Below are 17,847 nucleotides of genomic sequence, written 5' to 3'. Positions count from 1 at the left end.
CTGTGCTGTGGGTGACCAGCGCCTACCTGCTGACCTACGCCGTACCCATCCTCATCATGGGCCGGCTCGGCGACCGCTTCGGGCCCAAGTGGGTCTACCTCGTCGGCCTGGCCGTCTTCACAGGCTCGTCGCTGTGGTGCGGGCTCGCCGGGAGCATCGAGTCGCTCGTGGCCGCGCGAGCGGTGCAGGGTCTCGGCGCGGCGATGATGACGCCGCAGACGATGGCGACCATCACCCGGATCTTCCCGTCCGAGCGGCGCGGCTCGGCGATGGCGCTGTGGGGCGCGACCGCGGGCCTGGCGACGCTCATCGGCCCGCTCGCCGGCGGGGCGCTGGTCGCGCTCGGCGGCTGGGAGTGGATCTTCTTCGTCAACGTGCCGATCGGCATCATCGCGATCGCCCTCAACTGGTGGCTGGTGCCGGTCCTGGAGACCCACTCGCACTCCTTCGACTGGCTCGGCGTGGTGCTCAGCGGCGTCGGGATGTTCTGTGTGGTCTTCGGCCTGCAGAACGGCGAGCAACGGGGCTGGGACACCCTCACCTGGGCCCTCGTCATCGGCGGGATCGCGATCATGGGGCTCTTCGTCTGGTGGCAGGCACGCAACCGTGTCGAGCCGCTGGTGCCGTTGCCCATGTTCGCCGACCGCAACTTCTCCGTCTCCAGCCTGGCGATCTCCTGCATGGGCTTCGCTGCGGTCGCCATGGGCTTCCCGCTGATGCTGTATGCCCAGCTGGTCCGCGGCTACACCGCACTCGAGGCCTCGATGCTGCTGGTGCCGATGGCGCTGGTCTCCTTCGTCGCCGCGCCGCTGGTCGGCAGGCTGACCGACCGGATGCACCCTCGGCTGCTGACCGGGGTGGCCTTCGCCCTCTGTGCCGTCTCGCTCTTCTGGGTCTCGGTGCCGATGACCGTCGACTCCCCGCTGTGGCAGCTGCTCGTGCCGATGGCCTTCTTCGGCCTCGGCTCGGCTGCCGTCTGGTCACCCCTGGCCGCCACCGCCACCCGCAACCTGCCGATGCGGCAGGCCGGCGCCGGGTCGGGCATCTACAACGCCACCCGGCTGGTCGGGTCCGTGGTCGGCTCCGCCGCGGTCGCCGTCCTCATCGACCTTCGACTCAACGCCCACGGGCTCGGTGGGTCGCTGTCCGGCAACCACGAGACCGCGTCCGGCTCCTCGGTCCCGCCCGCGGTCGTCTCCCAGTTCGCCGAGGCGATGTCCGAGGTGATGCTGCTGCCGGCGGCCGCGCTCACGATCGGTTTCGTGGCGGTGCTCTTCTTCACCACGCCGCGGCACATGGTGAAGCCGTCGCCCTAGGAGACGCTCAGGAGAGCGCGACCGAGAGCGGCAGGTCCCGGCACGGGATCATGTCGCGGGCGGTGGTCAGTGGGGCGCCGGTGGCCAGCTGGGGGTCGGCCGAGACGATCACCTTGCCGTGGCCGTTGACCAGCGTGGCGCCGGCCTCGCGCAGGCCGGGCAGAAGCATCGTCTCGAGCGTCTCGACGAGGGTGTCTGCCCCCGCGACGCCGATCATGCGGCCCTGGACGTAGACCGGCATCGTCGTGGTCATGACGTATTCGTCGGTGCAGACGAAGTCGACGTACGGCCCGACGAGCGTCAGCTCCCCCGTGCGCTGCGCGGTCCGATACCAGGGCAGGCGGGTGTAGTCGATCGCCTCACCTGTGGCCGGGGCGTCGGCGTCAGCGAGGAAGTCACGGTCCTCGCCCTGCCACCAGACCAGGGAGAGGCGGCGGTCGCTGAGCACGTCCGGCGCGACCACGAAGCCACTACCGACGAGGTCGGGGTTGCGCAGGAACGCCAAGACTCCGGGCTCGAGCCGCTCCCGCAGCGAGGCGGTGGTGAGCGGGCCGGCCTCGAAGAGGGCGGCCACCTCACCGCGTACCAGCTCGAGATGGGTCACGATCGGCCCGAAATGCTCTTCGACCTGAGCCACACAGTCGAGCGGAGACATGGTCGTCGTCACGCGATCACGTCCGTAGCGCAGGCGCCAGAATACGGACGCGGTCGCGTGATGTTTGGATGATTCGCTCGCTGACGCTCGCTCATCGTCGCACCGCCTCATGGATCTCGGCCAAGCGTTCAAGAGAGTGGGTGACGTGCTCGCGTACGCTCTCCCGGGCCCGGACAGCATCTCCCGATGCGAGGGCTTCAACCAGCTCCTGATGGCGGGTCGCCGTGGCCTCTCGGAAGCCCGGCTCGTTGAGCGGGATCCGGAGCAGCGCACCGAACTCGGCCTCCTGGCGGACCACCTCGCGGGTCATCCGGGCCGACTGGGTCAGCGCGGCCACCGAGAGGTAGAGCTCGCTGTCGGCGCTGCGCCAGCGAGCGACGTCGCTGACGTTGAGCGGGATCAGCAGGTCGCGCAGGTCCTCGACCTCGTCGGCGTCTGTGCGCTCCGCGGCGATCTCCGCACAGCCGGTCAGCACCACCAGGTAGACGGTGGCCCGATCACGCATCTCGACCCGCGACATCGCGGCCAGGCGGTCCTCGACGAGGCAGGCGCTCTCCGGGCCCTGTACGAACGAGCCGCCGCCACGCCCGCGCGTCGTGACCACCAGACCCTTGGCGCGCAGGGCGACCAGCGCCTCCCGCGCGGTGACCGTCGCGACGCCGAGCATCTGGGCGAGCTCGGGCTCGCTGGGGAGCCGCTCGCCATGTGCGAGTACGCCGGATCGGATCGCCTCGGCGAGCCGGCTCTCCACGCGCGCTGCGCGGCCCTCGTCGCCGATCGGGGCGAAGATGGCGGCGCGAGCTCGAGAGGTCATCACACGCACAGCGGAATCCTAATGTATGGATCTAGATGATTTGAGCCCCAGATCTGTTCGAATCTGTTCGAATCTGCGCAGGAACTTCATGAATTTCGGCTTAACTATCTGGATCTACGGGCGTTTCTATGCCTAACCTGAGCGCATGGCTGACGCAGACTTGGTGTCGGTCACCCAAGATCGTCGGATGTCCAGGGCTTGTGGGGGGCGCTGGGCATCCGACTCCTTGGTTTTGGGGACGGATCCCGTCGCGGATGCTGACCGAGCTACCTCGGTCTACAGTCACTGACCTCGGCGAACTCCACGAAGTCAGTGCGCACCCACCGAGGTAACTCGGTGAACATCGAGCCCCGCTCGCAACCGTCTCTGCATGCAACAGGGCGGGGAGAGCCTCTCGGCTCTCCCCGCCCTGTCTCTCGGCGTGTGTCGGCTAGAACACCGCGGCTACGGCGCTGGTCAGCGCGTCACCGATGTTCTTCAGCAGACCGTCCTCGTCCTTCTCTTCGTCGGCCGGGGCGTCCTCGGCAGCCTTCTCAGTCGGCTCCTCGGCAGGGGCCTCAGCAGGCTCCTCGGTCGTCGGCCGCGCAGCCGGGGTCTCCGACTCGCTCGGCTCCGCCTCGGGCGCCGCCGGCTCCTCCGCAGGAGCCTCAGCGGTGTCCTCGCCACCCGGGAGGATGTCGCCCAGGCCCGGGAGCAGCGGCGACTTCTCGTCGGTGGGCTTGTCGGCTGGAGCCTCCTCCGCCGGAGCGTCAGCATTGGCGGCGCCTTGCGAGCCCGAGCGAAGCTCGGGGCGCTGACGCTGCTCCTGCTGCTCCTGCTCCTCGACCGTCAACTCACCGGACCCAGCAGCCGATCTCTTACCCGCTTCATCAGTCGCAGTCACCTCGGCCGTGATCGTTCCCGGCAGCACATCGAGGTAGCCGGTCGTGTAACTCGTTTCGCCCGTCACAGAGCCGTTTGCCCCGAGCACACCGGAGACGGTGATGTCGTACTTGATAGCCGATGCCCGCGACTGGTTGTCATCGCTGGCTGCCCACGAAACACGAAGCTGGTTGTCGCCTACCATCGTAATCTGCACGTTCTCGGGAACCGTTGGCGCCTCAGTGTCCTCAGGCAAGGTCGTGCCATCAACAGACGCCTTAGCGGACGCCTTACCCACGATGTCGAATGCGACCACGCTGAAGGTGTAGGTCGTATCAGGATCAAGGTCCGTGACATAGAAGGTGGTTCCATCAGTCTCGACGGGACCTTCCGAGTCACCGTTCGAGGCGGCCCAGGTGACCTCATAGTGGTCGACCCCAGAGTCGTCCTTCGATGGCTGCCACGCCAGGTCAGCAGTGGTGCTGGTGATGTGGGCGACCTTCAATGCCGTCGGCGCCGTCGGGTTCTCGACATCTTCCTTGGTCGAGCACTGCACCTCCGACCTTTCAGACACATTCTCGTCCCCGTCAGTCGCCGTGACCCAGAACTCGTAGTCCGTACCAGGCGTCAAACCAGTGAACTTTCCTCCTAGAGAGGTAGTCGTCTGCTCGTCGATCCCGGGGCGTCCATCGACCGTGTAGTACTGGATGTCGTTCTTCTTGTCATCCTTGGCCTTAGGCCACGACAGGCTCAGCTCAGTCGGGCTGACAACCGTGCACTTCACATCTCCCATGACGGGCTCCGGACGAGGTTCGCCGTCGCCGTCGCCATCACCATCGCCATCACCATCGCCATCACCGTCGCCGTCACCGTCACCATCGCCGTCGCCATCGCCATCACCGGGAGGGCAGAGCAGGCCGAGGGGAAGCAGGCAGTCGTCGCCGTCGCCGTCGCCCGGCGGGGTCGTCGGCTCACCGTCACCCGGCGGGGTGGTCGGCGGGGTCGGCGGCTGGCACTGGTTGAGATCCGGACGGATCTCACAGATGTCGACACCAGCACCCGGCGGGCGGTTGGGCTCGCAGGCGCTCGGGTCGAGGTCGCAGGTCGGGGTGCTGCCCGAGGGGATGTTGCCCGCCGGGATGAAGGTCACGCCGGTGTTGGCCGCGGGCACGATGTCGTCGCCGTCGATCTCCTCCGGCTCGTCCGACTCGGACTCCGACTCCGACGGGTCCTCTTCGGGCTCGATCGTGTCCGGGTCGCTGGGGAGCGAAGACTCCCCGGTCGTCGGATCATTCGTCGGCGAACTCTCTGGATCTCCGCCGCTGACAGTGCAAGAGAACAAGACGAGAAGCAGGATCAAGATGATCGCGCCTATGACGATCCCGCCGATTGTGCGGTTTCGCGCAGTGGTTTCCATACCGAGGATGTCCCTCCCAAGAATCAACGCCGAGGGGACGGTCCGACCAGGTCACCCGAGGGTCGCCGTCCAGCTAGGGCATTGAATCGCTTTACCAATGACCGGCACAACGACATAAACCCGAGTTTGCTATGTCGTTTGCCACAACGTTTCCTGAACCGGGACCATTGGCCTATCCCCGGCGTGTCAATCAGCCGATGGAGTTGCCCGCAGAACCGAGATGCTGGGCACCCTCGACGATCCGAGTGGCCATACCGGCCTCAGCGAGCTTGCCCCACGCGCGAGGATCGTACTGCTTCTTGTTTCCGATCTCGCCGTCGACCTTCAATACGCCGTCGTAGTTGGCGAGCATGTGGCCGGCGACCGCGCGAGTGTAGGCGTACTGGGTGTCGGTGTCGATGTTCATCTTGACCACGCCGTAGGACACCGCCTCGGCGATCTCCTCGGCGCTCGAGCCGGAGCCGCCGTGGAAGACGAGGTCGAACGGCCTCGCGCCGGACGGCAGGCCGAGCTTGGCGGCGACCGCGTCCTGCGCGTCACGCAGGATCGAGGGACGGAGCTTGACGTTGCCCGGCTTGTAGACGCCGTGCACGTTGCCGAAGGTGAGCGCGGTCAGGTAGCCCTCGACGCCCAGCGCGTCGGCGGTCGCGATGGCGTCCTCGGGGGTCGAGTAGAGCTTGTCGTCGATCGCCCCGACGATGCCGTCCTCCTCGCCACCGACCACGCCGACCTCGATCTCGAGCACGATGTGGGCCGTCTTGGCGAGCGCCAGCAGCTCGGAGGCGATCTGCAGGTTCTCCTCCAGCGGCACCGCGGACCCGTCCCACATGTGCGACTGGAACAGCGGCGCCTCGCCGCGCTGGACGCGCTCGGCGGAGAGCTCGAGCAGGGGGCGTACGAAGCCGTCGAGCTTGTCCTTGGGGCAGTGGTCGGTGTGCAGCGCGATGTTCACGTCATAGGACCTGGCGACCTCGGTCGCGTACGCCGCGAAGGCCACCGAACCGGTGACCATGTTCTTGACCGTGGGGCCGGAGAGGTATTCCGCGCCGCCGGTGGAGATCTGGATGATGCCGTCCGAGCCGGCCTCCGCGAAGCCGGCCAGTGCCGCGTTGAGGGTCTGCGACGAGGAGACGTTGATCGCAGGGAAGGCGAACCCCTTCTCCTTCGCGGTCGCGAGCATCTCGGCGTACTTCTCGGGGGTGGCGATGGGCATCTGGGGGTCTCCTTGAAGATCCGTTGTCGACCGGTGCGCTGGTGGCCAGCGTAATGGGACCCCGGGCCACCCCGCCCAACGCTCGCGGTTGGATCGATCAACCAGGACAACCGATCTGCCGCGGGATCCGTATCCACGGGTGAGACTGAACTTGGAGGCCATCATGGGCTGGCAGGAAACCCTCGAGCGGGCGATCCCTCACCCCCCGCCGACACGCTCGGACCCGGCTGCACTGGTGGCAGACGGGAAGAAGACGATCTACGGCTACTTCTCGGACCCGAGCGCGACGGCGCCGAGCAGTACTGGCTGCAGCTCTCGGTCGCCGAGACCGCGCGCGAGCTGCGGATCAGCGAGGGCACGGTCAAGAGCCATTCCTCGCGCGGCCTCACCGCGCTGCGTACCTGCCTGGAGGAGGGGAACACTTCCCGGACCCGGTAGATCGCGAGGAGCCCCCGCTGCCGCCCGGCCCCGAGGCCACGCCCTCACGAAAGTGGGGCACATCCGGGCGACCCGGGAGTTAACTTTAGCGGGTCCCGTTCTCGTGGGTGACACCGGGTTGTAACCGGTTTGCAACCACCCGAAATGACTATGCCCTGACCGGCATCTCGCTGCGAAGATTCAGCCCGCCACATCCCACCCACTCGAAAGCACGATCATGTCTCGTCTTCGTGCCGGCGCCGTCGCGCCTGCGCAGAAGCCCGTAACGGCCGCCATCATCCTCGGGCTCGTCATCGGCGTCTTCTCCCTCATCGGACTCACCACCACCAAGGCCGAGGCTGCGGTGCCACCCAAGCCCACCGTCGGCACCTGCTACAACTACGGCTGGACCGCCTACAACGCTATGTCCCAGACCGGCAAGAAGGTCTCGTGCGGCAAGGCCCACACCGCGAAGACCATCGCAGTGGGGAAGCTCTTGGCCGGCACCACCCGGTCCGCAGCTTCCATCTTGAGGCCGGCCAACGCCGCCCACATCTCCAAGACGTGCATCCGGGCGCTGCGGAACAAGTTGGGCAGCACCTACTCGAAGCGGAACCAGTCGGCGTACAACACGGCGTTCTTCGTGCCGAACGCCGAGCAGTTCAGGGCCGGCCAGCGCTGGTTCCGTTGCGACGTCGTGCTCCCGGGCAAGGGCACCATCAAGTACCTGCCGACCAACCGGGCCAAGTTCCTCGAGGGCGTCCCGCTCACCCAGCGCACCCGCGGCTGCATGAGCGCGAAGTTCGCCGGGCCCTACTCGTGCCTGAGCCCGCACACCTACAAGTCGATCTCCGCCTTCAAGAAGGCCGGCACGACCTACCCGACCGCGGCCTCGTTCCAGCGCGCTGCCGAGGCCAGGTGTCCGGCCCGGACCAGGGCCTACTCCCCGCCGACCAAGCACGAGTGGCAGACCGGCGACCGCTGGGTCGTCTGCTACGCGCGGAACACCAACTGATCCACTGATCGGTCACAGCTGATCAGTCACAACGGTCGATCCCCCGGGCGGACACCCCGGGGGATCGTACGTTTTCGAGCGATTCGTTCAAGCGCTTCGGTCAACCACGCCAGGCCTCGTCGGAGCCCAGGTCGGCATGCTGGACGACCCAGGAGTGCATCGCGATCGCCGCCGCGGCGGAGGCGTTGATCGACCTCGTCGAGCCGAACTGGGCGATCGAGAAGGTGCCGTCGACGCTGGCGCGAGCCTGCTCGGAGAGGCCCGGGCCCTCCTGCCCGAACAGGAAGCAGACGGATCTGGGGAGCTCCATGGTCTCCAGGTGGAGCGAGCCGGGCAGGTTGTCGATGCCGAGGAGGCGTACGTCTCGGTCGTGGAGGTACGCCGCGAGGGCCGGCACGTCGGGGTGGTGATGGACGTGCTGGTAGCGGTCGGTGACCATCGCGCCGCGGCGGTTCCAGCGACGGTTGCCGACGATGTGGACCTCGGCGGCGAGGAAGGCGTTGGCGGTGCGGACGATGGTGCCGATGTTGAAGTCGTGCTGCCAGTTCTCGATCGCGACATGGAAGCCGTGGCGGCGCTGGTCGAGGTCGGCGACGATGGCCTCGAGGGTCCAGTAGCGGTAACGGTCGACCACGTTGCGGCGGTCGCCGCCGGCCAACAGCTCCGGATCCCAGCGGTCCCCCTCGGGCCACTCGCCTGGCCACGGGCCCACGCCGACCTCCGGCTGCCCGTGGGGCATCGGGTCGTACGGCGCTCGGGAATCACCCTCGGAGGGTCTCGTCTCGTTCATCGGCAAGACAGCGTATTCGACAACAATAGTTGTTACCTATGGGTACCGTAGGTGCCGTGACGGGTGCGGGGAGCTTTGCGCCGCTGATGGCCGGTTTGGAGTGGATGAGTCCAGACTTTCTGCTGGCCACTTTCGGTGAGCCGCTCTTCTGGATCAGCCTGATCATCATCTTCGTCGAGTGCGGCCTCTTCTTCCCGTTCCTGCCCGGCGACAGCCTGCTGATCGCGCTCGGGATCTTCATCGCGACCGGCAAGATCGACATCTTCCCCGGCCCGCCCGGCGTCGAGATCGTGATCGCGATGCTCTTCTTCGTCGTGGCCGCCTTCGCCGGGAACGTGACCGGCTACGAGATCGGCCGCCGGATCGGTCCACGGCTCTACGAGAGCAACAACCGCTTGATCAAGCGGCGCCACATCGACCAGACCCGCGAGTTCTTCAACAAGCACGGCAACAAGGCGCTGGTGATCGGGCGCTTCATCGCGTTCGTGCGCACCTACGTCACCGTCATCGCCGGCGTCACCCACATGGACCGGCGGCGGTTCTACTTCTGGAGCCTCGTCGGCGGCGTGCTGTGGGTGCTCGCGGTGACGCTGTTCGGGTTCTTCGTCGGGGCCCGCTGGCCCTGGTTGGCCGACAACATCGACTACCTGATCCTGCTGCTCTTCGCGCTCGCGCTGGCGCCTGCGATGGTGGAGTGGTGGCGTCGGCGGCGGACCAGCTCAGCCCTGGCCGCGGACGTCGACCACGACGGCCACCCGGACCGCGACATCCTCGGGATGCCGGTCCGTCCGCGCGTCCCTGTGGACGACCAGGCCGACAACGAGGCCGACAACCGAGCCGGACACTAGCGCGCCAGCTGCCCCTTGCCGAGCCGTTCCAGGGCCGCCTCGATCACGTCGCGCTGCTTGGTGAACGTCCAGCGGACCAGGTGCTTGCCGGCGTCGCCGTCGTAGAACCCCTGCAGCGGGATGGCCACGACCCCGGCCCGCTCGGGCAGCGCCCGGCAGAACTCGAGCCCGTCGCTCCAGCCGAGGTCGGTGATGTCGGAGACGGCGAAGTAGGTGCCCTCGGGGATCATGACGTCCAGGCCGATCTCCTTCAGCCCGGCGCAGAGGAGGTCGCGCCGCCCCTGCAGATCGAGGGCGAGCTCCTGGGGCCAGTGGTCGAGGTGCTCGAGCGCGTACGCGGCGGCCGGCTGCAGCGGCGCTCCGGAGGTGAACGTCAGCCACTGCTTGGCTCCCAGCAGCGCCTGGACCAGGTGCTCGGGGCCGGTCGCCCAGCCGATCTTCCAGCCGGTGAAGGAGTAGGACTTGCCGATGCTGGACAGGGTCAGCGTGCGCTCACGCATCCCGGAAAGGGTCGCGATCGGGATGTGCGGGATCCCGCCGAAGGTGAGGTGCTCGTAGACCTCGTCGGAGATCACCGTCAGGTCGTGGTCCCTCGCGAAGGCGGCGACCGTCTCCAGCTCCTCGCGGGTGAGCACGGTGCCGGTCGGGTTGTGCGGGGAGTTGAGGACGAGCACCTTGGACTTCGAGGAGACCTGGGCCTCGAGGGCGGCCCGCGGCAGCCTGCCGCCGGGTGCGGTCGGGTCCAGGCTGAGGGTCACCGGGCGACGTACGCCGCCGGCGAACTGCACCATCGCCGGGTAGCTGTCGTAGTAGGGCTCCACGAGGATCACCTCGTCGCCCGGGTCGACCAGGGCGAGGATCGCCGCAGCGATGCCCTCGGTCGCGCCGGTGGTCGCCGCAACCTCGCGTGCGGGGTCGAAGACCAGGCCGTAGTGGCGCTCCTGGTGGGCTGCGACCGCTTCTCGCAGCGCCGGGATGCCGGGACCTGGGGCGTACTGGTTGCGGCCGCTCCGTAGCGCGGAGACGGCCTCCTCGATGATCTCGGGAGCCCCGTCGACATCGGGGAACCCCTGTCCGAGATTCAGCGCGCCGCTGGCAGCGGCAAGCACCGACATCTCGCTGAAGATGGTCGGCGGGATGCCGTGCAAGCGGCGCGCGGTCCTCATTCTGCCGACTTCCCCCGGAACTCGACCCAGACCAGCACGGCGACGACGGCGGCGCCGACGAGGATCAGGAGGGCCGGACCGGCGACCGGCGCGTACGGGGCGATCAGCGCACCCGGGCCGTGCGCGTCGTCCGCGGCCGACTCTGCCGCCGACTGCCACGGCCACAGGGCCCGCAGCGACCCGAGCATGAGGCCCGTCATCACCAGCAGGGTCACCCGGCGGTGGTGGTGGAGGAGATACTTCAGCAGCTGCACGAACGAGGCCAGGCCGACGATCGCCCCGGCGCCGAAGACGGCGATGTAGCCGAGGTCGCGCTCGTGCACCGCGTCGAGGGTGGTGGTGTAGAGGCCGACCGCGAGGAGGAAGAAGGAGCCGGAGACGCCGGGGACGACGAGCGCACAGATGGCCACCGCGGCGGCCAGGAAGACGACGATCGCCGCCGGCTCGGAGGTCGCTCCCCCGCCGGCCAGTCCGGTGAGCACGAACGCGACAACCGCGGCGACGGCGACGATCACGACGTCGAGGACACGGTTGCCCTTGACCCGCGCGGGGAGCATCAGCAGCGGCACGGCGAGGCTCACCAGCACCATCCCGAAGAAGAGGCCGCGGGCCTGCTCGGGATTGCCGGTGACGAACGCCTCCATCACCCCGGCCACGGTCAGCACGGCGGCCGCCATCCCGACGAGCACCGGGCCGACCAGCCACCAATCGGTGCGCCGGATCTCCTGGGAGAAGCCGGCCAGGCGGTCCGGGCCGAGAACCAGGCGCTTCACCGAGGAGATCGCGTGGGAGGCGGAGTCGATCAGCTCGTCGTAGACGCCGGTCACCAGCGCGACCGTTCCTCCGGAGACACCGGGAACGAGCTCGGCCATCCCGATCAGGAACCCGCGGAGCAGGTCGATCGGCAGCAGCATCTTGGAGCGGCGTACGGGCTCGGTCTCAGGCAACACAGCGGACTCCGTCATCGCACGCTCACCGCGTCCAGGTCGGCCTTGGTGAGCACGGGGCGGACCTCGAGGCCGACGTCGGCCAACGGGTTCACGTCGGCGGGGCTGCGGTCGATCGCGCAGACCACCGTCTCCACCGTCGCACCGAACTCACGCAGAGCCACGGTGGCGTTGCGCACCGCGCCGCCGGTGGTGATGACGTCCTCGATCAGGGTCACGCGCTTGCCGGCCACGTCCGGACCCTCGGCGAGCTTCATGGTGCCGTACTCCTTCGCCTTCTTCCGGACGAAGAGCGCCGGGAGACCGGTCTTCGCCGAGACCATGGTGGCGATCGGGATGCCGCCCATCTCCAGGCCGCCGAGCAGCTCGGTGCCCTCGGGCAGCAGGTCGACCATCTGGGCCGCGACCCGCTCGAGAAGGTCTGGTTGGGCCTCGAAGAGGTACTTGTCGAAGTACTCGTTGGCCACCTGACCGGAACGGAGCACGAACTCCCCGGTCAGCCGGCAGCAGGCGTCGATATCAGCAGCGAGACTCGCGTCTGGCGGTGTGGGTGCAGTCACGGGGCTAGGTTAGAGCCTCCGCCAATGCGAGCTACATCTGCTGGTGGGTCGGCCGGATCGTGTACGAGATCGTCGCGGATCCGACAACGGGGCCAAGGACGACTCTCTCGTCTCCTGACCCCGCTGCCGGGATCGGCGTCAGTCGGTGAGCTCCTTCACCTGGACGTCGCGGTAGTAGACGGTCTCGCCACCGCCGTGGTTCTGCATGCCCACGAACCCAGCCAGGTCGCGGGCGGGATCGGTGCTGGTGAAGTCGTTCACCAGCTTCCCGTTGAGGAAGATCTTCACGGTCGACCCCTCGACGCGGATGTCGTAGGAGTTCCACGACCCGACCGGTTTAAGAGCGGCAGCGACGGCCTCCGGATCGGCTCCCTGGAACGTGTAGATGGCGCCGGTGGTGCGGTCCGGGTCGTCGCTGGCGTCGATCTGGACCTCGTAGCCCTGGTTGACCGCGACCCACGGGTCGTTGCCGGGGTCGGGGAAGCCGATGAAGACGCCGCCGTTGTCATCGCGGACCAGCTTCCAGTCCAGCTTCAGGCTGTACTCGCTGAACTCCTGCTCGGCGTACCACAGCAGGCCCAGGCCGTTGGTCGTACGCAGCGAGCAGTCGTCCTGCCGGCCGAACGAGCCCGGTCCGGCCATCCGCCACGCTGCCAGTGAGCTCAGGGTGCCGTCGAAGAGCGACTTGTAGCCCGGAGCAGGTCGCTGCGGCGTACAGATGTCCTCGCCACCGCCGACCTTGAGAGCGTCGAGGTTGACGTTCCCCTCGTCGCCCTGGTCATAGCGCAGGGTGATCTGGTTGACCCCGGCCTTCAGCCTCATCGGCCGGGTCGCGGTGCCCCAGGTCTGCCAGTCGCCGGTGGACTCCAGCGCCCACGGCTCGACCTCGGTGCCGTTGAGGTAGACCGAGACCCGCTTGGTGCCGGGTGCCGGGTCGGGGCCGTTGGCGTAGCGGACCCGGACCGGGTACGTCCCGGCACGATCGACCTTCGCGTCGAAGGTGACCGAGGCGCCGACGTTGCCGAAGCCGTCCACGAACCCGGAGCCGGAGTAGCCGTTGTGCTCGACCGCGACGCCGGCGCTGCCGCGCAGGGTCGCCTGCTCTGCCTCGAGGTAGTTGCGATCGGCCGGCGAGGTGTAGCCCGGGATCTCGTTCAGGGTGTACCAGGCCTCGGTGTTCCACAGCTCCTCACCGTTCACGCCGGTGAACGGGCGCGGCGAGCGCAGGTGCACGACGCGGCCCTCCTCGCGGCCGTCGACGGTGAGCGTCACCTTGGTTCGGTCGGCGGAGACCTGTGCCCCGGAGACGAACAGCGGTCGCTCGTCGATCTTCGGACCGCCGTACGTCGGACGCGGCGCGTAGCGCCAGTGGGTCATCCGGAACGCGGCGTTCGGGTCCGCGGCGATCTTGTCGACCGTCTCCTGGGACAGCGCCTGGGTGTACTGGATCTCGAAGCCGTTCTTGGTGGCGCGCATCTCGTGCATGTCGAACGCCGAGCCGTCGGCGGGGCTCATCCGCTGCAGTCCGTAGCGGAGCTTGCCGGGCTCGCTCCAGTTTCCGGCCTCGCCGATGCCGCCGACGTAGATCGATCCGTCGGGACCGAGGAGGGTGCGGTTCACGCCCGCCTCGAGGCCTGCGGACCAGCGGAAGACCGCGCCCTGGTACTCGCCCTCGACCTTCTCCAGGAAGCCGCGCTGCAAGCCGCCGTAGGTGACGTCGCCGAAGAGCATCTGCCCGGCGTAGGCACCCTTCTCCAGCATCATGGGGCTGCTCGGGGAGTTGCCGATCTCGTTCTGCGGCACCCACAGCGCCGGGCCGGTGACCGGCTGGTCGTCGAACGGGCCGGACGGGTTGGTGTAGTGGTTGAAGAACCGTCCCGGCTTGACGTGCACCAGCTTGGAGCTGGGCAGCCAGGCGCCCTGGTTGTCCATCACGAACATGTCGCCGTCAGGTCCGCGCATCATCCCGTTGGGCGTACGCAGCCCGCCGGCGAGGTAGGTGATCTCACCGGTGTCGCGGTCGATCTTCAGCGTGGTGCCGCGGTTGCGTGCCGGCTGCGGGTCGGTGGTCGCGCCGCCGTTGTCGATCGCGACGGACAGGCTGACGTAGAAGCTCTCCTCGTCGTGGAGAAGGCCGAAGGCGAACTCGTGGAAGTTCTCGCCGAAGGGCCACTCCGCGACCTTCCGGTGCTGGTCGTAGAAGCCGTCACCGTCGGGGTCGGTCAGCTCGGTGAGCTGGTCGCGCTCGGAGACGAAGATCGACTCGCCGATGACGGCGACACCCATCGGGTTGAACAGGTCGGTCGCGACCTTCTCCACCGTGACATCCTCGGGCCCGCCGGCGGTGCGGGGGTTGCTGAGGAGGAAGATCTCGCCGGGCTCGGGGTCCTCCACCCAGCCCGACGGACTCACCGATCCGGCGGTCACCACGGCGAGCCTGCCGTCGGTCGCCCAGTCCAGCGCGGACACCATCGGCTCGAAGCCGTCCGGGCGCAGGTCGGTCAGGTCGTACGCCGGGTGGACGCTGTCCAGGGGCATGCCGTCACCGGCGGAGTCGTCCTGCCCCTCGCAGTACTTCGTGCCCGGTGCGGTCACCCGCACCACCCCTGCCTCGGTGCTCAGGACCGAGGTGGGGACCAGCGAGAACGTGTCGGAGCCCGGCGGCCGCCACTGCAGGCGCAGCACCTCGCCGCCGCCGTCCTCGAAGTGCTCCACGCGCAGGTCGTGGTAGCCCTCGCTCAGCGTGACGGCGCCGTCCTTGGGGGTCTCGCCGTGGAGGCCGTCGTGGTTGATGACCTCCGTGCCGTCGATGACCAGCCGGGAGCCGTCGTCGCTGATCAGCCGGAAGTCGTACGACCCGGCGGCGTCGATGTGCAGGTTGGCCAGGGCGTGCGAGATGAACCGGTCGCCGAGGCCGAAGTCTGCCGGCGAGTCGTAGTCGATGAGCGAGGTGAGCTTGTCGACGTTGGGCGTCTGGCCTGCGCGCAGCGTGCACAGCCGGTCGATCGGCCGGCCCATGTCATAGGTGCGCAGCGTGACGCCGGGCTCCTGTGGGGGCAGGTCCGACTCCTCAGCGACGGCGGGGCCGCTGCCGAGGAGCACGGCGACGACCGAGAGGCCGACGAGTGAGCCGAGCACGGTCTTGGACGGGGGGATACGGGTCATCGGGGCCTCCGCGGGGGATGTGACGACTGCCACATCAGAAGGTAGGGCCCCTGGATTACTTCGTCAAGAAGTTTTGGAACTTTCGCAAACCACTTTGCAATGTCCCATTTCAGCTAGCGCTGAAGTCGTCAGAACTGATGGTGGGTGGGCGGTGTCGCGCCCGGCATCGCCGGGGGCTGCAACGGGTCGCCGGGCTTGCTCCGGGCGAACCAGCGGCCTGCTCTGCCGACGTAGAGCATCACCAGCGCGGCGATGATCAGCGCGGGGTAGAGCACCACGAAGAGCGAGAGCAGCGCGGCGATCGAGCCGACGACCGTGAGCAGGATCCGGGCCACGTTGGAGCGGAACAGCACCATGATCCCGAGCGGGATCGCGGCCAGGCTGAGCACGCCGCAGATGGCGAACCAGATGATCATGAACATCGTGACGCCCTTGTCCGAGGACGTCGGGTCGTTGTAGTCCGCGATCCCCGTCGGCACCATGAACACCGCGATCAGCAGCGCGATCACCGAGCCGACGATCGTCATGACCGAGGCCCCGACCACCGTGCCGGGTCGACTGTCGGGGTCGGGCTGCGGATACTGCGGGAGATACGGCGGGGGCTGCTGAGCCATCGGGTACTGGCCGTACTGGCCGTACGCCTGAGGAGGGTGGCCCCAGCCTTGAGGCTGGGGTGTGGCGTACGGCGTGGGCGGGGGCTGGCCGCTCGGCTGGGCAGGCGACTCCTGCCCCTCGAACGGCGGCTTGCCGCCGTAGGGGTTGTCGAAGGAGCCGTACTGATCTGACATGCGCGGAGCCTATCCGGCCGGCAGGGTCACCGGCGCTGGTTTATCACCGTGAGCGGAACCACGCGCCGACCTCGGGCCGCAGCAGGAACGAGAACGTCGCGACCGCGGCGCCGAAGAGGACCACGGCCGGCGGGAAGGCGAGGGCGAAGAGCAGGAGCGAGAGGCCCGAGACCCCGGCCGAGATCATCAGCGCGACCCGAGCCCAGGGGTGGCGCCGCATCGCGAAGACGGCGAACGCGGCCGCCGCGATGCAGACGAGTATCACCAGCGCAGCCCCGATCCATGCCGAGGCGACGATGACGTCGGTGGTGTAGAGACCGGCCACCTCCTGCATCCTGGGGTCGCTCTCCGCCTGCTTGCGCACCTGCTCGAGGATCAGGTCGGGGTTGGCGGTCGCCGTCACCGCCGAGGCGAGCATCATCAGCGCCGTGAATCCCGAGCCGACCCAGGTGAGCACGGCCGCCGCCGTCACGGCGCCCGGGCGCCGCTTGGGCGCCTCCTTGGTGGCCTGGGCGACCCCACCGGTCCACGGCGGCGGCTGCTTCTCGGAGAGCCGAACGCCGCCGGTGGTCGATCCCGACTCCCCGGTGGTCGAGCTCGTCCCGGTGGTCGAGCCTGTCGAGACCTCCGGCGGTGCGGGCGCGACGTACGACTTCTGGTTCGGGTCGCCGCCGCCGTCGCGGGCCTCCCGCTTGGCCGGCGAGACGCCGTCGAACCAGTCGCGGGTGGGCGACATCCACAGGAGTACGACGGCGACAGCCGCCAGCGTCGACCAGAACCCTCCGCCGAACATCCCGGTGAAGAAGAGCGGCGCCGCGATGATCGTGAGCGCGAGCCGGGCCTGCTTGTTGCGCTGCAGCACGTGCCAGCCGAGGATCACCGCCGCCGCGGCCATCGCGCCGGTGACCAGCGCCATGATGTGCATGAGGTCGAGGATGCCGTCGAGGCCGATTCCCGAGCCGGCCAGTGGCGGCTCGGCCAGCACCTCCTCCACCCGCTCCCGGGTCTCCAGGCTGCGCAGCCCGGAGATCTGGTCCCAGGCCCCCACCACCGTGAGCAGGGAGCCGAGCACGATGAGCCACCCGGCGAGGGTGGCCTGACCGGGGCGAGGAAGCTTCGTTTCAGACATGTTGAGAACCATTTTCTCATCCCCACCAACCTCCGCCCATTCCGCCCGCCGACATTCCCGCCGAGACGACCGACGTACGTGACTTCTCGGCCGACCTGAGTGACTACTCGGCCGACGCGGGTGACGTCTCGGCTCGGGTTCGGCTCCGGAGGTGATCGAAGGCCTTGGGGGTCTCGACGGCGGGCATCGCCTCGGCGATCTCCTTGGCGCAGGCGGCAGGAGTGGCGGTGGTGGTGTCGACCCGGAGGTCGTACGCACCGTGTGAATAGACGAGGGTCTGCGATCGGGCGAGGCCGGTGGGACGGTCGCCACGAGCGGCCTCACGGCGTTCGAGCTCCTCGGGTGCGCACCAGACCTCGACGAGGGTGACGTCGTAGCCGTCGAGCACCTCGAGCAGGTCGTCGAGACGCCAGGTCTCGCTGAGCGGGTAGTCCATGATCACGTCGTTGCCGACCGAGGCCAGGGCGGCGACCGCACGGTGGTAGCCGAGGCGGGTCCGCCTCAGCATCTCGTCGATCTCGGCCTGGTCGAGCGCGCGCGTGTGCACCGTCGACCGCATCCCGCTGATCTCGTCGACCGGGACGAAGAACCACGGGTCCTCGAGCAGCGACAGCAGCTCGCGGCCGATGCTGCTCTTCCCCGAGCTCGACGCTCCGTTCAGCAGGACGATCCGACCACTTCGCATGCGAGGAGACTATTCGCCGAGGCGTCACTTGGGTCGGCCGAGTGGGCACGTAGGTGCCCAC

At 68.3% G+C, this 17,847-nt stretch carries 17 protein-coding genes; 4 read left to right on the top strand and 13 right to left on the bottom strand.

All coding sequences use genetic code 11. The features are described 5' to 3' along the window. On the top strand, positions 1–1,316 hold a 1,316-nt coding region (locus H5T77_RS23055; RefSeq protein ID WP_292652944.1), incomplete at its 5' end, for a DHA2 family efflux MFS transporter permease subunit. Between the two features lie 7 nt (positions 1,317–1,323). On the opposite strand, the gene H5T77_RS23050 is transcribed toward H5T77_RS23055, so the two are convergent. From H5T77_RS23050 to fbaA, 5 genes are all read right to left on the bottom strand, one after another. After that, positions 1,324–1,983: a cache domain-containing protein gene (locus tag H5T77_RS23050; RefSeq protein ID WP_292652943.1), complete on the bottom strand. Its 660-nt coding sequence runs from the start codon at positions 1,981–1,983 to the stop codon at positions 1,324–1,326. 79 nt (positions 1,984–2,062) lie between these two features. Then, entirely contained in the window at positions 2,063–2,785 is a 723-nt protein-coding gene (locus H5T77_RS23045) for a FadR/GntR family transcriptional regulator (RefSeq protein ID WP_292652947.1), read from the bottom strand. A gap of 430 nt (positions 2,786–3,215) precedes the next feature. Beyond that, positions 3,216–4,439: a fibronectin type III domain-containing protein gene (locus H5T77_RS23040; RefSeq protein ID WP_292652942.1), complete on the bottom strand. Its 1,224-nt coding sequence runs from the start codon at positions 4,437–4,439 to the stop codon at positions 3,216–3,218. Continuing rightward, positions 4,427–4,621: a hypothetical protein gene (locus H5T77_RS23035; RefSeq protein WP_292652941.1), complete on the bottom strand. Its 195-nt coding sequence runs from the start codon at positions 4,619–4,621 to the stop codon at positions 4,427–4,429. The genes H5T77_RS23040 and H5T77_RS23035 overlap by 13 nt, the downstream gene beginning before the upstream one ends. A gap of 632 nt (positions 4,622–5,253) precedes the next feature. Further along, on the bottom strand, positions 5,254–6,276 hold the full coding sequence (fbaA, locus tag H5T77_RS23030) for a class II fructose-bisphosphate aldolase (protein ID WP_292652940.1): 1,023 nt from the start codon (positions 6,274–6,276) through the stop codon (positions 5,254–5,256). A 339-nt stretch (positions 6,277–6,615) separates the two neighbouring features. Between fbaA and H5T77_RS23025 the strand changes: the two genes are divergently transcribed. Both H5T77_RS23025 and H5T77_RS23020 read left to right on the top strand, forming a co-directional pair. Beyond that, positions 6,616–6,714 (top strand): hypothetical protein, encoded by a 99-nt coding sequence (locus tag H5T77_RS23025; protein WP_366816666.1) that lies wholly within the window; start codon positions 6,616–6,618, stop codon positions 6,712–6,714. Positions 6,715–6,931: 217 nt separating this feature from the next. Further along, a complete protein-coding gene (locus tag H5T77_RS23020) occupies positions 6,932–7,708 on the top strand; it encodes a septum formation family protein (RefSeq protein WP_292652939.1) in 777 nt (258 codons plus the stop codon). 100 nt (positions 7,709–7,808) lie between these two features. Here the strand turns inward: H5T77_RS23020 and H5T77_RS23015 are convergent, their stop codons facing one another. Next, complete coding sequence (locus H5T77_RS23015) at positions 7,809–8,498, bottom strand: TrmH family RNA methyltransferase (protein WP_472850366.1); 690 nt, start codon at positions 8,496–8,498, stop codon at positions 7,809–7,811. 104 nt (positions 8,499–8,602) lie between these two features. Here H5T77_RS23015 and H5T77_RS23010 point away from each other — a divergent pair, with 104 nt between their 5' ends. Further along, complete coding sequence (locus H5T77_RS23010; RefSeq protein ID WP_292652938.1) at positions 8,603–9,346, top strand: DedA family protein; 744 nt, start codon at positions 8,603–8,605, stop codon at positions 9,344–9,346. On the opposite strand, the gene H5T77_RS23005 is transcribed toward H5T77_RS23010, so the two are convergent. The 7 genes from H5T77_RS23005 to H5T77_RS22975 all read right to left on the bottom strand — a co-directional run bounded on the left by H5T77_RS23005 (position 9,343) and on the right by H5T77_RS22975 (position 17,786). After that, a complete protein-coding gene (locus H5T77_RS23005) occupies positions 9,343–10,512 on the bottom strand; it encodes an aminotransferase class I/II-fold pyridoxal phosphate-dependent enzyme (protein WP_292652937.1) in 1,170 nt (389 codons plus the stop codon). The genes H5T77_RS23010 and H5T77_RS23005 overlap by 4 nt on opposite strands. Continuing rightward, a complete protein-coding gene (locus H5T77_RS23000) occupies positions 10,509–11,477 on the bottom strand; it encodes a DUF368 domain-containing protein (protein ID WP_292652936.1) in 969 nt (322 codons plus the stop codon). Before H5T77_RS23000 ends, H5T77_RS23005 begins: the two co-directional genes overlap by 4 nt. Further along, positions 11,474–12,019, bottom strand: a complete 546-nt coding sequence (pyrE, locus tag H5T77_RS22995) for an orotate phosphoribosyltransferase (RefSeq protein WP_292652935.1) — start codon at positions 12,017–12,019, stop codon at positions 11,474–11,476. Before pyrE ends, H5T77_RS23000 begins: the two co-directional genes overlap by 4 nt. Before the next feature lie 138 nt (positions 12,020–12,157). Continuing rightward, on the bottom strand, positions 12,158–15,184 hold the full coding sequence (locus H5T77_RS22990; protein WP_292652934.1) for a 3-keto-alpha-glucoside-1,2-lyase-like domain-containing protein: 3,027 nt from the start codon (positions 15,182–15,184) through the stop codon (positions 12,158–12,160). A 128-nt stretch (positions 15,185–15,312) separates the two neighbouring features. After that, complete coding sequence (locus H5T77_RS22985; RefSeq protein WP_292652933.1) at positions 15,313–15,972, bottom strand: hypothetical protein; 660 nt, start codon at positions 15,970–15,972, stop codon at positions 15,313–15,315. 43 nt (positions 15,973–16,015) lie between these two features. Beyond that, the gene (locus tag H5T77_RS22980; RefSeq protein WP_292652932.1) at positions 16,016–17,101 is read right to left on the bottom strand and encodes a hypothetical protein; all 1,086 of its coding nucleotides are present in this window, start codon (positions 17,099–17,101) and stop codon (positions 16,016–16,018) included. A gap of 103 nt (positions 17,102–17,204) precedes the next feature. Then, the gene (locus H5T77_RS22975; protein ID WP_292652931.1) at positions 17,205–17,786 is read right to left on the bottom strand and encodes a chloramphenicol phosphotransferase CPT family protein; all 582 of its coding nucleotides are present in this window, start codon (positions 17,784–17,786) and stop codon (positions 17,205–17,207) included. Positions 17,787–17,847 lie beyond the last annotated feature (61 nt).

This window comes from Nocardioides sp. (assembly GCF_014360585.1).
GTDB lineage: Bacteria > Actinomycetota > Actinomycetes > Propionibacteriales > Nocardioidaceae > Nocardioides.
The sequence above is the reverse complement of the archived record's forward strand: the minus strand, read 5'-3'. Positions and strand labels throughout refer to the sequence as shown.